The following is a 13,539-nucleotide window of genomic DNA, read 5'->3' on the forward strand; positions in this document are numbered from 1 at the left end:
GCAGGCTTATTTTTACTAGTTTCTAAGTCTATCTGATATGCTGCATTCAAGAATTTGTAAAATCTGTCCAAAAATATTACGAAAAACCCTGTGTTATGATGATTGTGCAAGTCACACAGCACCACACAACAAAGAAAACAAACACAGGGAGGATTTATATACATGAATAAGAAAGTTATTTACTCAGTAGCAGCGGCAGCAGCATTATTAGTATCAGCACCGGGAGCAAACCAAGCGGACGCAGCTTCAAATTGTCCTACTCCTGAACAAGCTAAAAAAATCGCAATCTCTCAATCTGGCAACCTAAGCCAGGATCAAATTAATAACATTCTTCAAAAATACCTTAAAGACTACAATATTAATTGGGGAAATGCCCAAGTAAATAAACAGGAAGCTCAGAAGCCTGCAGCTCCAGCACCAGCTCAAGCAGAGCAGCCTGCTAAAACACAAGAAACAGCAAAAGCTCCAGCGCAGCAGCCTGCACAGCAGCAAGCACCTGCAGAACAGACAAAAGAAGCAGCACCTGCAGCTTCTGAAGTAAGTGCTTACGAGAAAAAAGTACTTGATTTAACAAACCAGGAACGCGTAAAAGCAGGAGTGCCTGCACTTAAATTGGACACAGAATTAAGCAAAGTAGCTCGTGAAAAATCACGTGATATGCAGTCTAAAGGATATTTTGACCATAACAGCCCAACATACGGTTCACCATTTGATATGATGAAGCAATTCGGCATCTCATATACTACAGCGGGCGAAAATATCGCTATGGGTCAGCAGTCTCCTGAAGAAGTTGTACAAGCTTGGATGAATAGTGAAGGCCACCGTAAAAACATCATGAATGCCAACTTCACACACCTTGGTGTTGGCCATGTTGCTGACGGTAACTACTGGACACAAATGTTCATTGGGAAGTAATATTTGATTGAATAAAAGGCAGCCTCTTCAGGCTGTCTTTTTTTTGCCTTCTTCACCTGAAATTAATTCAGTATAGTATTAACTTTCCCTCCATGTATGTATTCAATCATTCATTGGAACATTAGTAATAGCTGCTAAAAATGAAAAACAACAGGTGATTTAAATGGAAATTAGAAAAGGAACAAAAGACGATTTGAAGGAAATAATGGAAATTGTCCAGAAGACTGTCAGCATTATGGAATCTGAGGGGAATGATCAATGGAACCGGACATATCCCCGGGATGAAAATTTTTTAGCTGATGTGGAAGCAGGCAGTTTGTACACTGCCATCTTTGAAGGAAATATTGCAGGTTCCATTACTGTCGATCAAATCCAGGCGGAGGAATATAAAAATGCCTCATGGAGAAAAGATGAGCCCTGCTTTGTATTTCACCGTCTGGCCGTAGATCCTGAGATAAGAGGCGAGGGGATTGCGAGCAGGTTAATTGCATTTGCTGAAGATTATGCAGTGAATAATGGGATATCGTATATGAGAACAGATACATACTCGCTGAATAAAAAGGCTCAAAGTTTATTTGAGAAAACTGGATATGTTAAAGCAGGTACAATCTTCATGGATCGGGAAAATCCTTTTTACTGCTATGATAAGCTGCTTGATTAAAGCTGCTCTTCATTCTTTACAATAATGGGTATTATTTCTTCCTCTTCGAATAAGATGGGAAGAGAAATGGAAAGTATCCCATTTTCAAATGAAGATTCTATCGAATATTTATCAACAGGCATAGGTAGGGTCAGAACTTTTTCAAAAGATCTGCTATGTCTTTCTTTCAGAAAATAGCGCAAGTGCTGCTGAAATGCTGAACATTTTCCTTTAATAATTAGTTCATTTTGTACAAGAGATACTTTAATATCATTTTTGCTTATACCGGGGAGCTCTGCTTCAATTTTGATATTGCCATTGTTCTCATACATGTCACAGCGCGGAAAAATTTCCTGATTTGACAGAAAATGATTTATTTTTTCCTGCTCCAGGCCTGAAAAAGAAAGTTTCTTATTATGATTGGAATCCCCAGGTGAAATAAGCGTTTCCCAGAAATCCTGATCCTGATATTGTGCGGTCATTTTGATTAAATCTTTCCATTTTTCCAGTTCCATAAGGAGGCCCCCTTTATAATATTTCCGTTACATCTATCTCTGAATATTGCATATCGACATTTTTAGGTATTTTTATCTCCATATAGCCCTCTTTGCAGCTGGCGGATGATCCTTTTTTCCTGACAATGGCAGGGAGGGTTATGATGTGTTTATCGTCTTTTTCGGGAATATGTTCGATAATCATTTGATTGGAGGTGTGATAAAGCTTCATTTCCTTTAACCAGTCCTCGTTTTTTATTGGAAATCTCACATAAACATAATCATGGGTTTCGAAGACGGATGAATTAAGTGGTGCAGAATAAGAATGTTGATTAGTTCCAGGGGCTGCAGCATTAAAGCCTTTCATAAAATCCGGTGCTCCAGTCATTCCCTGCATATTTTGAGGAAACATTTGACCCATGATATTTTTAATATATTTATCAATTTCCTCCGGTTTCATTTGGCTGGGAGGATTCTTCATATCTTTATTAAATGGAAATAGATTCCACGGGAACATCCTTCTCATCCTTTCCTTGCTAAACTGCCGCAGCGGCTAATGATTCAATACTATGCCATATATTCTATGCAGATAAATGCCTATCTGTTAATAATGGATTCTTTTGCTAGTACTGCTGCATCATGGGCGAAAGCTTCTTATTATTTGCATTAATACACTGTAATTACTACTATATTGGTATCGATGTATACAAAATAATTAAATACTGAGGGGTAATTTTGTGAGAAATAAAGCAGCTTTAATCACGGGAGGGGCAACAGGGATCGGGAAAAGAACGGCGAATATGCTTGCCGCTAAAGGCATCGATCTGGTGATCAATTACCGTAGCAGTCAAGAGGAAGCTGTCTCATTGTGCGGGGAACTGACCGAAAAATTCGGCACTAAAAATATTGCTTTGCAGGGAGATATTTCTTTACCGGCGGACTGTATAAAGATGTCCGAAAAAGCTCTTAATGAATTTCAAATCATCGATATTGTCATACATAATGCCGGTCCTTATGTGCACGAAAGAAAAGAGATGCTGGATTATTCTTTTGAACAATGGAATTACCTTATTAATGGCAACTTAAATGCGGTCTTTTATTTATCCAAGTTGTTTATACCGAAAATGAGGGAAAATGGATGGGGAAGAATTATCACGATAGGCTTTGATCGTGTAGAATCAGCATCTGGGTGGATATACCGTTCTGCATTCGCGGCTGCAAAAACGGGGGCAGCGTCTTTAACGAAATCCATTGCAATTGAAGAGGCCGGTAACGGAATTACCGCAAATATGGTTTGTCCGGGAGATATTATCGGTGAATGGAAGGAAAGAAATATCGAAGAAGCTGCGAAGGTTCATGATCATGCATCACCAGTCGGAAGGCCGGGTACAGGTGAGGATATTGCCCGTGTAATCAGTTTTCTGACCGATGAAAAATCCGATTTTATTACAGGAAGCATAATCCCGGTTACTGGCGGAAAAGACGTCCTGGGGAAAATTTATCAGGAATGAAAGCGAAAGGCAGAAGAACCGTATTCTTCTGCCTTTTTATATTACTTCGCTTCCATATATGCAGGGTATTTTCTGTTTTGCAGATAGATCAGCCGGCTTGTTAAAGTAATGGCGCCAGCTGCAAGTCCTGTAATTAAACCAATCCAATAACCATATGCTCCCCAATCCGTATGATTGGCCAGGTAATAGCCAAACGGAAGCCCGATGATCCAATAAGAAATAAGCGACATAATGAAGGTGACGTTCACGTCCTTATATCCGCGAAGCGCTCCCTGGACAGGTGCCTGAATGGCATCTGAAAGCTGAAAGAACATGGCATAAATTAAAAAAGCGGCTGTTAATTGCAATACATGGTCGTCTTTTGTATAAATCGATGCCACTTCTTTTGGGAAAGCCAAAAGAACAGCTGCACAAATTAATGCCATAAATACAGCAATACCGACCCCGATCCAGCTGTACTCTTTAGCATCCCTGAATCTCTTAGCCCCCGCTTCAAAGCCCACAACGATTGTTAATGCCATTGAAATGCTTAGGGGGATCATATAAAGAAGTGATGCGAAATTGAGGGCAATCTGATGAGCTGCGATTACGGCTGTTTCAAATGTGCTCATTAATAAAGTAACTGCTGAAAAGATACTGGTTTCGAAAAAAATCGATAAGCCGATTGGGATTCCGATAAGAAGGATTTCTTTCCATTTGCCGATAGAAACAGCATGCATTCTTCTGAAAATTCCATAGTTCGAGAACGGGGAATTTTTATGAATAATAATAATCGAAATAACCATGATCAGCCAGTAAGTAATAGATGAAGCATAGCCTGCACCTGCTCCGCCGAGTTCCGGAAAACCCAATTTGCCATATATAAGTATATAGTTAAAAAAAGCATTGATTGGCAGTGTTAGAAGGGTGATGATCATACTGACTCTGGTCTTTCCAAGAGCATCAATAAACGACCTTAATACATTGTAGACAAAAAGGGGAATCAACCCTGTACTTAAGGCTGCAAGGTAGTTAAAAGCTGTATCCTCGACCCTGTTTTCAAGATTCATTCCACTTAAGATTGGATTTAAGGAGAGTGCTCCTCCGCCAAAAACAATTACGGCCATAATGATGGACAGATAAACACCCTGAATAACAGAAAAAGCAACTTCCTCACGCTGTTTCCCTGCTCCCACGAGGTGGGACACGATCGGTGTAACAGCAAGGAGTATTCCGCTGAGCCCGGTGAATACAGGAACCCATAGAGAAGACCCAATCGCTACACCTGCCAGGTCCTGTGAATCATAGCGGCCGGTCATTAAAGTATCAATAAAAGTCATAGAGTACATCGCCAGCTGGGTTACTAGTATTGGAACTAAAATTACCAGCAGCTGATGCAGTTTTTGTTTTTTGCTGTATGTCTGATTCATGAATCTTTCCTCTTTCTATAATGTGACTAGAGAATTATATCATACTAAAGAGAAGCCGGCCCCAAGCAGGTCTTTTTTCAGTAATAGTAATCCGCTAAAAAATGTTTCAATTATGTGAACTTTTGCATAACGGGAATAAAAATCCTTCAATCGGCGAGTATAAATAGTAAAAGCAGCCATTTCCAAACGCGGCTTGAAGGAGGCAGAAAGATGAGCTTCAATATAAATAGGATTAATCCCAATCAGACTCAAGTATCATTTGTGGACGGGCGTTTTGAAACACTTACCAATGAAGAGCTGGATGAATTGCTGTCCCATTACGGAATAAGAGAAAAAACAGATGAACAGGAAACCAATATTATTAATTGAAAAAAAATAAAAAGCACTTGCTCTATGCAAGTGCTTAGCGTTGTTATTATTTTTGCTTTTCTTTAAGCCTCCAATAATTGGGACGATTCTTGGACTGCTGCTCCATGACGCATAACATGAAGAGTATATAAATCTTTTGGGATCTCATATAAATTGTAAATATCCCCATTAGCATTCAGCTGATTATAAACAGACTTTCTCGTTTCATTTGCAAGAATGACATAAGGAAGCTTTTCTGCAGCTTTTTGCGAGCGGATATTTTCCTTGCGAATCCGCATAAAGATTGTTTCAATGCCAGTTTCAAAAAAGAGCTCCTCAAAGAAAGCATCTTTTGCTAATTTGTTATAGCCATTGCCATGATAGGGTTTGCCAAGCCATGTACCTAAGAAGCCGGCATTGTCCTGGATGTCATACAAATTGATCGTCCCAATCGGAGCGCCCCATTCATCAAGAATTGTGCGTGAAATCAATTCACCGCGTTCTTCTGCTTCGATTGTCTGCTTTGTAATAAACATAAACTCATCATAACAATTGGCTTTTTGGCGAACAAAAGGGAAGACATCAGGGTGCGTCATTAAATCAAATAAAGCATGGCAGTCGTGAAGATCACGTTTCTTGAGCATAGGATATCCCTCCAATTGAGGGCAGTCCTACTCCATGCCAAATAGAGCCTTCGGTCCACCCTCGAAATTTTTTATTATGCTGCTAAAAAATTTCGGGGTGGGAATCGAACCCACTAGAACCAGATAACTGGTGGCGCACCATTTGCCTTCCCTATTACTATCGTTTCCGATATTAGATTGTCTGTCATAAAGAAGCAAAATTTTCACTTCACTTTAGGTATAATACTAAAAAAAAATCAAAAAGGAAATAGGTTTTTTGATTATTTTTTTTGCGATTTTATGTCAAATTACACCAGCAATATTCGACACTATTCTACGACTCCCTATACACAAAATTTCCGCCTATCATTGTCCATTTTGGCTTGGAAAGAAAGTGAAATGGGTGATGATTCCATAAAACTAAATCGGCATCTTTTCCTTCCTCGATGCTTCCCAGCTGATGATCGATTCTGAGGTTTCTTGCCGGCAGAATGGTGATTCCTTCTAAGGCCTTTTGTTCGGAAAGGCCTTCCCTGACTGCAATAGCTGCACACATATTCAAATATTGCACAGGTGTATAGGGATGATCTGTAGTGATGGAGACTTCTACTCCATGCTCTGTCAGCTGCTGGTACGTTTTCCAGGTTTTATTTTTCAGTTCCACTTTCGATCTTCTTGTTAGAGTAGGACCCACTGATACCTTTAAATTTAAGTCTTCTAATTCGTCCGCAATTAAATGGCCTTCTGTACAATGTTCGATCCGAAGATCCAGATTGAATTCTTCTGCAAAGCGGATGGCAGAAATGATATCATCCGCCCTGTGTGCATGTATTCTGACGGGAATTTCTCTTTTAAGCGCCTTGACAAGTGGTGCAAATCTTAGAGAGTCGGGATTATCGCACTGTAAAGCCTCATAAAAGGCTTCCCTCAGCATTCCCATTATCCCCATTCTTGTAATGGATTCCTTGTTGCCATGACTGTGAATCCGTTTTGGATTTTCACCAAGGGCAATCTTAAGGCCGGCTGTATCCTGGATAATCATCTTGCTGATATTTTTACCTGATGTCTTAATAACAGAAGTTGTTCCTCCAATTACGTTGGCGCTTCCCGGCATGATGTGGGCAGTTGTTATGCCATATTTCACCGCATCAGCAAAAGCGGGATCAAGAGGGTATACACCATCCATCGCTCTAATATGCGGGCTTAAGGGTTCAATTGTTTCGTTGGCATCATTGCCTGCCCATCCGGTGCCTTCATCATAAAGACCCAGATGAGTATGGACATCAATGAAACCCGGAAGCAGGTGGTGGCTATGACAGTCTATAATTTTTACATTTGAATCAGACTTTAAGTTCTTGCCTATCTTTATTATTTTTCCGTTTTCTACTATTACATCCCCATGGAAGGTGGGGGAAGTGACAGGGTATATGATTGCATTTTTCAATAAAATTTTCATCAATATCGTCCTTTGATCCTAAGTATTTGCTTTATTTTACAAAAACGAAAAGAAAGTGTGAAGAATATTCTCACCAGCGATATCTCAAATAAAAAAAGTGTAAAATTAGAATTCTACACTTTTGGTTGATTTGTTAACTTTTCCTCTTCTTATAAAACAAATAAAAAGCGCCTGAGCCCAAAGCAATAACTATGATCGGCAATATAAATGGTTTTGCATATTCCTTAATATCTCTCCAGTGATCACCAAGTTCCATTCCCAATAATAAAAAGAGAACCGTCCATGGCACCATAGCTGCTATTGTGTAAATAGTAAAGACCGATAATGGCATTTTGGCTATTCCGGCTGGGATTGAAATGGCATGCCTTATTACAGGTATGAATCTGGCCGTGAAAATCACTCCAGTCCCATACTTTTCAAACCATTTCTCTGATGCATCCAAATGTTTTCGTTGAATCAGCAGATACTTCCCATATTTGTCGAGAACAGGCCTTCCTCCATACGCGCCAAGCCAGTAAAGAAACAGCTGGGCTAGTGTTCCGCCTGCAATCCCTGCAAGGAGGGCTCCTATAAAATGGATATCTCCTGTACTGACTAAAAAGCCGCCATAGCTCAGGACAATTTCGCTTGGGATCACTTCAACCATTAACCCAAGTGCAATGCCGGCATAACCCAGCTGGGAAAGTAATTCAAAAATGCCGGCAATTATCTCTTCCATTCTGATACCTCCCCATTAGATATTTAAAAAGTCCCGGTCATTTGCATGAATATAATGATGAACCCTAATACCCAAACGTATACAGCAAATATCTTTAAGGATTTCCGTTTTAGAAAATTAATCATCCACACGACTGCTGCATAACCGAAAATCGCTGATGACAATGTCGCCATTAACATGCTGCCAAGGGTTATGGCTTCTGTGTGACCGGACATCAATTCGCCAAATTGCATGACAATGCCGCCAGCGATGGCAGGAATGGATAACAGGAATGAAAAATAGGCAGCTGTTTCCCTGTCAAGCTTCCTGAAGAGGCCTGCTGCAATGGTTAAGCCGGACCTTGAGACTGCCGGAAAAATGGCCGCAGCCTGAAAGGTGCCGATAAACAAGGCATCTCCGTACGTAATGGTCTCCATTTTTTTTGCTCCTTTTTTTACACCATCAGCAATCCAGAGTATGAACCCTGTAAATAGAAATTCCCAGCCGATTGTGACACCGGATTTTGAAATTGAATCGAACATGTCACTCAGCAGGAGTCCGACAATTACGGCTGGAATCGTCCCGACTATCAGAAGCATCGATAGTTTGCCGAAGGGCTTCTTTAAAATTTGAAGTAATTCGTTTTTGTATACGACAAGGACTGCCAGTAAAGTTCCTATGTGCAGCATTGTATCAAGGAAGAGGCCTGCTTCATCAAGGCCAAATAGATGTCTCCCCAAATATAAATGTCCTGTACTGGATATAGGCAGGAACTCGGTAAGCCCCTGAATGATCCCCAGAATGAAAGCCTCCAGCTTTGACATCATCTTTCTATCACCTTCCTAAGCAGGTATAAGAATTGGCAAAGCTTAAGCGCAATGCCTGTCTTTAACATGTGTATTCAAGTTGTCCCAATCGAGAACAGGAAATTAAGGCTGCATAGGGAAAGTGCAAAAATAAAAAATACATGAAACCTTTTAGGTTGAATAACGTAAATAATATAAAGAAACATCATTAATATTGAGGATAATTAGGAGGAAACAGAATGAATGATTATAAAATGCCTTCCAATGATGAAAGGCTTATAGCAGCAGCTATCTATGTAACAAGCTTTTTTACTGTTTTTGTGGGACCGCTGATCATTTGGCTCTTGAAAAAGAATGATTCGGAGTTTGTAGATTACCATGGAAAGGAATATTTAAATTTTTTAATTTCCTATACGATTTACAGCGCAATCAGCGTAGTGTTAATGATCATTTTAATTGGGGTCATTACGATTTGGGTGGTGGGAATCCTTGCATTTATCTTTACGATAGTAGCTGCTGTCAAAGCATATGAAGGCAAGAAATACCGAATACCTTTAGTTTTCAGGATTTTAAAATGATGAACAGAGTCCAGGGCTAGTTGCCGTTGGGCTTTTTTTATTGGATAATAATGACACGGGGTGAAGTAATGAATAGACTCGATAACAAACAAAGGATGCTCAAGCTTATGGGAATTTTAAGAGAGCAGACCGATGAAGAAAATGAATATACACTGGACGATATAACTGAATGCTTTAAAAAGGAATATGGACCAGATGTGAAATTAAACAAAAATTCATTAAGAGACGATATTGAACATCTAATTGAAGCAAGATTTGATATTACCATTAACCAGGAAAAAGAGGGAATGCCAAAGTTCTACAGCCATCAATACCGTCTATTCGAGCTTTATGAATTGCGCATGCTGATTGATGCCGTTGCTTCTGCACGCTTCATCACCAAAGATGAGACAAAACAGCTGATCCGGAAAATTAAAAAGCTGACAAGCATTCATCATGCCAAAAAGCTGCATAATGAAATATTGATCGATTCCTCTGTGAAAAGTGAAAGTAAACTGGTTCGGCTGGCTATCAATGATTTGCATGAAGCCATTTCAGAACGGAGAATCGTCACATTTCAATATGGAAGATATAATCTCAACAAGGAATTTGTTTTAAGCCACAATGGAGGGCAATACAGGGTCAAACCGCTGGCGCTCACATGGGTAAATGACTTTTATTATTTAATAGCCTACTATTTTGCAAAAGAAGAAATCCGCCATTATCGGATTGACCGTCTCCGTAATGTTCAAATAACAGAAGAACAATTCGCATATGAACCCTTTGATGTATCCAAGTATGTGAGCTCAACCTTTCATATGTATGCCGGATCTGAAGAGTGGATAAAAATCCGATTCCACAATGATTTAATCAACGTGATAATTGATAAATTTGGGCGGGATGCAGACATAAGAAAACAGGATGAGAACCATTTCGTTTTATCAGCAAAAGCTATTGTGAGTGATGGACTTGTCAAATGGCTCCTCAACTGGGGTAATCAGGCCAGAGTGCTTTCACCATCCTCACTCATTGATCAGGTAACAGACGAAATCAAAAATATGATGGCTGTGTATGAAAAAGAAATGGATTAACCTCAGCTATTAAACTTAAAGACACTCCAATATTGGGGTGTCTTTTTATTAGAAAAATATTTGAAATCCCTTTGAACGATTTATGTACTTAAACGTCATATGAATGACAGTACAAAGGGAGGACATCGAAATGGAAATTTTAGAAGGCATTAACTGGGCAATTCTTGCACCTATAGTCATCATTCAGCTGATATTATTGGTCGTTGCCATTATTGATCTCGTAAAAATTGAAAAAGCAAATGGTCCGAAATGGGTATGGGCTCTCGTCATTATATTTATTAATCTGCTTGGGCCGATCATTTACTTTATTTTCGGAAGGAGAAGCTGATTATGCCGGTTGTAAGCATAACAAATCTTAAAAAGCGGTATAAGGATCAGGAGGTAATAAAAGGTCTGGATTTTCAATTATCTGAAGGGAAATGTATTGCTTTGCTGGGAGCAAATGGAGCAGGAAAAACAACTACACTTAAGATGCTTGCCGGCCTGGTGAAGCCAGATTCCGGCACGATCGTGTATGAAGGGAGAGAAAAAGCGGATTTTCGCAGATTAATAGGCTATCTTCCTCAATTTCCTGTTTTTTATGAATGGATGACAGGCAGGGAATTTCTTGAATACGCGGGGCAGCTTGCAGGCCTTCCCAAAGCAGAAGCAAAAGACAGAGCAGCGGAGCTTCTTAAACTTACCGGTATCTCCGAAGCTAAAAACCGCCGGATTGGAAAATACTCTGGAGGTATGAAGCAGCGGCTTGGCATTGCTCAGGCGATCATTCACCGCCCCAAGCTTGTCATGCTCGATGAACCGGTTTCAGCGCTTGATCCATTTGGACGCAGGGAAGTGCTGGAAATGATGGATAAGCTGAAAAATGAAACTGCCATCCTGTTTTCAACACATATCTTAAATGATGCCGAAGAAATCTGTGATGAAATACTATTTCTCCATAATGGTGAACTGGTTGAGTCTGGAACAATGGCAGACCTGAGAGCTAAACATCAGCAGGCAAAGATTGACTTAGCTTTTAAGCAGAATACTCCGCAATTTGCCGAAGAATTATCTCTGCTTCAGCCTGTTTCTTCAATGAAATTGGATGGAGAGTGTGCGAGTTTTTTGGTTGAGGATATAGAATATGCCAGAAAACTATTTTTAACTGAGATTATGAAACGGAACTTGCCGCTGGTTAAGTTTGAAATCAGCAGAACAAGCCTGGAGGATGTCTTCATGAAGGTGGTGCGAAAATGAACCAATGGTTAACTTTATTTAAAAAAGAGATGCTTGAAATGGCCAGAAATTACAAATGGATCTGGGTGCCTCTTACTTTTATTTTGATAGCTGTAAAAGAGCCGCTGACATTATATTATATGCCTCAGATTATTGATTCTTTAGGCGGTCTTCCGGAAGGGGCAGTCATCGAGCTTCCTGTTCCTTCTGCAGGTGAAGCACTCGCTGCAAGTCTTAGCCAGTTCAATACGTTTGGTGTGCTTATTATTATATTAATTACAATGGGGACTATTGCTGGGGAAAGGAAAAGCGGTGTGGCGGGTCTTATACTGGTGAAGCCTGTTTCATACGCTCGGTTTGTAACTTCAAAGTGGGCGGGTTCTATGATTCTCATATGGTTCTCATATTTTCTAGGTTACTTCCTCTCCTGGTACTATGTGGGCATATTATTTGAATTTATTCCTTTTGCGGATTTTCTTCAATCCTTCTTTGTTTATGGTATCTGGCTTACCCTTATAATCACTATAGTCATCCTCTTCAATACATTTATAAAATCGCCTGGGGCAGTTGGATTTATCTCAATTGGCATTATAATCATAGCAACTTTATTGAGCACTTCGCTTTCTCATCTGCTGGAGTGGAGTCCGGCCCTTCTGTCTGCTTATACAAATACTTTTATCATGGGCGGTAACTTCTCTGATGATTTATTGCCGAGTATTATTGTTTCTGTGATTGCCATTACGCTTTCCATACTTGCATCCATTGCGATTTTTAAACGGAGGGAACTTGCCTGATTTCATGCAAGTTTCTTCCTTTTGGGCATATTTGTATATCGGAGGGTGCTATTTTGGTAGTATTGCTTTAAAAGATAGAAAGGAAGATGAAAGGTGATCAGTGAAACGGGCCTGGTGCTTGAAGGCGGAGGAATGCGTGGAGTGTATACAGCCGGTGTTCTCGAATATTTTCTTGAACAGGACCTCAGCTTTCCTTATGTTATTGGTGTTTCTGCAGGGGCATGCAATGCCGCTTCGTATTTGTCCAAACAAAAGGGCAGAAACAGAATTGTAAATGTGGATTATGTAACAGATCCGCGATATATCTCATGGCGCAATTTCTTTAAATCGCGTCAGTTTTTCGGAATGGATTTTATTTTTGATGAAATACCGAATAAGCTTGTCCCGTATCACTACGAAGAGTTTTATAAAAACCAGTCTGAATTTGTAATTGGAACAACAGATTGCCATACAGGCAAGCCTGTTTATTTCAGTAGAAAAGACTATGGGAAAGATATGCTGAAGGTTTTAAAAGCATCCAGTTCCCTGCCTTTTATTGCACCTGAGGTAGATTTTAATAAAAGGGTCCTCCTTGATGGAGGAATCAGCGATCCCATACCAATCAAAAAAGCGCAGCAGGATGGATTCAAAAAAAATATAGTAATCCTGACAAGAAACCGGGGCTATTCCAAAAAGCCCTCAAAATTTGCTTTTATGGTAAAAAGGAAATATCCGCATTTTACCGGGCTGCAAAAAGCACTGGCAGAAAGGTATCGGACCTATAACGAGACCCTTCGCTATGTAGAGCAGGAAGAAAAGAAGGGGACAGTCCTTGTCGTCCAGCCGCAGGAGCCGTTAACAGTGGGACGGATGGAACGGAATCCTCAAAAATTGGAAAAGTTATATCTCCAAGGATATGATGATGCCAGAAAATCACTTGAAAGAATCAATCAATTTTAACCGTATCTATCAGGATGCGGTTTATTTTTATTAGGACAAAACTC

Annotated in this window: 17 protein-coding genes; 10 read left to right on the forward strand and 7 right to left on the reverse strand. The window is 39.9% G+C overall.

What is annotated here, in order from left to right; genetic code table 11:
* The first annotated feature begins 162 nt into the window (after positions 1-162).
* On the forward strand, positions 163-915 hold the full coding sequence (locus tag NYE23_RS04075) for a CAP domain-containing protein (protein WP_341075665.1): 753 nt from the start codon (positions 163-165) through the stop codon (positions 913-915).
* Positions 916-1,078: 163 nt separating this feature from the next.
* Entirely contained in the window at positions 1,079-1,576 is a 498-nt protein-coding gene (locus NYE23_RS04080; RefSeq protein WP_341075667.1) for a GNAT family N-acetyltransferase, read from the forward strand.
* Here NYE23_RS04080 and NYE23_RS04085 read toward each other — a convergent pair.
* Entirely contained in the window at positions 1,573-2,070 is a 498-nt protein-coding gene (locus tag NYE23_RS04085; RefSeq protein WP_341075668.1) for an Hsp20/alpha crystallin family protein, read from the reverse strand. The genes NYE23_RS04080 and NYE23_RS04085 overlap by 4 nt on opposite strands.
* 13 nt (positions 2,071-2,083) lie before the next feature.
* Positions 2,084-2,566 carry an Hsp20/alpha crystallin family protein gene (locus NYE23_RS04090; RefSeq protein WP_341075670.1) on the reverse strand — a complete coding sequence of 161 codons (483 nt, stop codon included), beginning with the start codon at positions 2,564-2,566 and terminating at the stop codon, positions 2,084-2,086.
* Positions 2,567-2,786: 220 nt separating this feature from the next.
* Between NYE23_RS04090 and NYE23_RS04095 the strand changes: the two genes are divergently transcribed.
* On the forward strand, positions 2,787-3,560 hold the full coding sequence (locus NYE23_RS04095; protein ID WP_197208630.1) for an SDR family oxidoreductase: 774 nt from the start codon (positions 2,787-2,789) through the stop codon (positions 3,558-3,560).
* Positions 3,561-3,601: 41 nt separating this feature from the next.
* Here NYE23_RS04095 and NYE23_RS04100 read toward each other — a convergent pair whose 3' ends face one another.
* Positions 3,602-4,969 (reverse strand): MATE family efflux transporter, encoded by a 1,368-nt coding sequence (locus NYE23_RS04100; RefSeq protein WP_341075673.1) that lies wholly within the window; start codon positions 4,967-4,969, stop codon positions 3,602-3,604.
* A 210-nt stretch (positions 4,970-5,179) separates the two neighbouring features.
* On the opposite strand from NYE23_RS04100, the gene NYE23_RS04105 reads away from it, so the two are divergent.
* Positions 5,180-5,338 (forward strand): hypothetical protein, encoded by a 159-nt coding sequence (locus tag NYE23_RS04105; RefSeq protein ID WP_341075674.1) that lies wholly within the window; start codon positions 5,180-5,182, stop codon positions 5,336-5,338.
* A 62-nt stretch (positions 5,339-5,400) separates the two neighbouring features.
* On the opposite strand, the gene NYE23_RS04110 is transcribed toward NYE23_RS04105, so the two are convergent.
* The 4 genes from NYE23_RS04110 to NYE23_RS04125 form a co-directional block, all read right to left on the reverse strand.
* Positions 5,401-5,961, reverse strand: coding sequence for a GNAT family N-acetyltransferase (locus NYE23_RS04110; protein ID WP_341075676.1), 561 nt, complete (start codon positions 5,959-5,961; stop codon positions 5,401-5,403).
* Between the two features lie 313 nt (positions 5,962-6,274).
* Positions 6,275-7,399, reverse strand: coding sequence for an amidohydrolase (locus tag NYE23_RS04115; RefSeq protein ID WP_341075678.1), 1,125 nt, complete (start codon positions 7,397-7,399; stop codon positions 6,275-6,277).
* A gap of 130 nt (positions 7,400-7,529) precedes the next feature.
* Positions 7,530-8,114: a DedA family protein gene (locus tag NYE23_RS04120; RefSeq protein WP_341075679.1), complete on the reverse strand. Its 585-nt coding sequence runs from the start codon at positions 8,112-8,114 to the stop codon at positions 7,530-7,532.
* 23 nt (positions 8,115-8,137) lie between these two features.
* On the reverse strand, positions 8,138-8,917 hold the full coding sequence (locus NYE23_RS04125; RefSeq protein ID WP_341080591.1) for an undecaprenyl-diphosphate phosphatase: 780 nt from the start codon (positions 8,915-8,917) through the stop codon (positions 8,138-8,140).
* Between the two features lie 221 nt (positions 8,918-9,138).
* On the opposite strand from NYE23_RS04125, the gene NYE23_RS04130 reads away from it, so the two are divergent.
* The 6 genes from NYE23_RS04130 to NYE23_RS04155 all read left to right on the forward strand — a co-directional run bounded on the left by NYE23_RS04130 (position 9,139) and on the right by NYE23_RS04155 (position 13,495).
* The gene (locus NYE23_RS04130) at positions 9,139-9,477 is read left to right on the forward strand and encodes a DUF4870 domain-containing protein (RefSeq protein WP_341075680.1); all 339 of its coding nucleotides are present in this window, start codon (positions 9,139-9,141) and stop codon (positions 9,475-9,477) included.
* Between the two features lie 68 nt (positions 9,478-9,545).
* On the forward strand, positions 9,546-10,547 hold the full coding sequence (locus tag NYE23_RS04135; protein WP_341075682.1) for a helix-turn-helix transcriptional regulator: 1,002 nt from the start codon (positions 9,546-9,548) through the stop codon (positions 10,545-10,547).
* A 130-nt stretch (positions 10,548-10,677) separates the two neighbouring features.
* On the forward strand, positions 10,678-10,875 hold the full coding sequence (locus tag NYE23_RS04140; protein WP_341075683.1) for a PLD nuclease N-terminal domain-containing protein: 198 nt from the start codon (positions 10,678-10,680) through the stop codon (positions 10,873-10,875).
* Positions 10,876-10,877: 2 nt separating this feature from the next.
* Entirely contained in the window at positions 10,878-11,783 is a 906-nt protein-coding gene (locus NYE23_RS04145; protein WP_341075684.1) for an ABC transporter ATP-binding protein, read from the forward strand.
* On the forward strand, positions 11,780-12,556 hold the full coding sequence (locus tag NYE23_RS04150; protein ID WP_341075685.1) for an ABC transporter permease: 777 nt from the start codon (positions 11,780-11,782) through the stop codon (positions 12,554-12,556). The genes NYE23_RS04145 and NYE23_RS04150 overlap by 4 nt, the downstream gene beginning before the upstream one ends.
* A 93-nt stretch (positions 12,557-12,649) precedes the next feature.
* Positions 12,650-13,495 (forward strand): patatin-like phospholipase family protein, encoded by an 846-nt coding sequence (locus tag NYE23_RS04155; protein WP_341075686.1) that lies wholly within the window; start codon positions 12,650-12,652, stop codon positions 13,493-13,495.
* The last annotated feature ends 44 nt before the right edge of the window (positions 13,496-13,539 follow it).

Source organism: Cytobacillus sp. FSL H8-0458 (assembly GCF_038002165.1).
Taxonomy (GTDB): Bacteria; Bacillota; Bacilli; order Bacillales; family Cytobacillaceae; genus Cytobacillus.

Excerpts from the sequence above, each read along its gene's own strand:
- NYE23_RS04075 (WP_341075665.1), top strand. The coding sequence starts at position 163 with ATGAATAAGAAAGTTATTTACTCAGTAGCAGCGGCAGCAGCATTATTA.
- NYE23_RS04080 (WP_341075667.1), top strand. The coding sequence starts at position 1,079 with ATGGAAATTAGAAAAGGAACAAAAGACGATTTGAAGGAAATAATGGAA.
- NYE23_RS04085 (WP_341075668.1), bottom strand. The coding sequence starts at position 2,070 with ATGGAACTGGAAAAATGGAAAGATTTAATCAAAATGACCGCACAATAT.
- NYE23_RS04090 (WP_341075670.1), bottom strand. The coding sequence starts at position 2,566 with ATGTTCCCGTGGAATCTATTTCCATTTAATAAAGATATGAAGAATCCT.
- NYE23_RS04100 (WP_341075673.1), bottom strand. The coding sequence starts at position 4,969 with ATGAATCAGACATACAGCAAAAAACAAAAACTGCATCAGCTGCTGGTA.
- NYE23_RS04105 (WP_341075674.1), top strand. The coding sequence starts at position 5,180 with ATGAGCTTCAATATAAATAGGATTAATCCCAATCAGACTCAAGTATCA.
- NYE23_RS04110 (WP_341075676.1), bottom strand. The coding sequence starts at position 5,961 with ATGCTCAAGAAACGTGATCTTCACGACTGCCATGCTTTATTTGATTTA.
- NYE23_RS04120 (WP_341075679.1), bottom strand. The coding sequence starts at position 8,114 with ATGGAAGAGATAATTGCCGGCATTTTTGAATTACTTTCCCAGCTGGGT.
- NYE23_RS04125 (WP_341080591.1), bottom strand. The coding sequence starts at position 8,917 with ATGTCAAAGCTGGAGGCTTTCATTCTGGGGATCATTCAGGGGCTTACC.
- NYE23_RS04130 (WP_341075680.1), top strand. The coding sequence starts at position 9,139 with ATGAATGATTATAAAATGCCTTCCAATGATGAAAGGCTTATAGCAGCA.
- NYE23_RS04135 (WP_341075682.1), top strand. The coding sequence starts at position 9,546 with ATGAATAGACTCGATAACAAACAAAGGATGCTCAAGCTTATGGGAATT.
- NYE23_RS04140 (WP_341075683.1), top strand. The coding sequence starts at position 10,678 with ATGGAAATTTTAGAAGGCATTAACTGGGCAATTCTTGCACCTATAGTC.
- NYE23_RS04145 (WP_341075684.1), top strand. The coding sequence starts at position 10,878 with ATGCCGGTTGTAAGCATAACAAATCTTAAAAAGCGGTATAAGGATCAG.
- NYE23_RS04150 (WP_341075685.1), top strand. The coding sequence starts at position 11,780 with ATGAACCAATGGTTAACTTTATTTAAAAAAGAGATGCTTGAAATGGCC.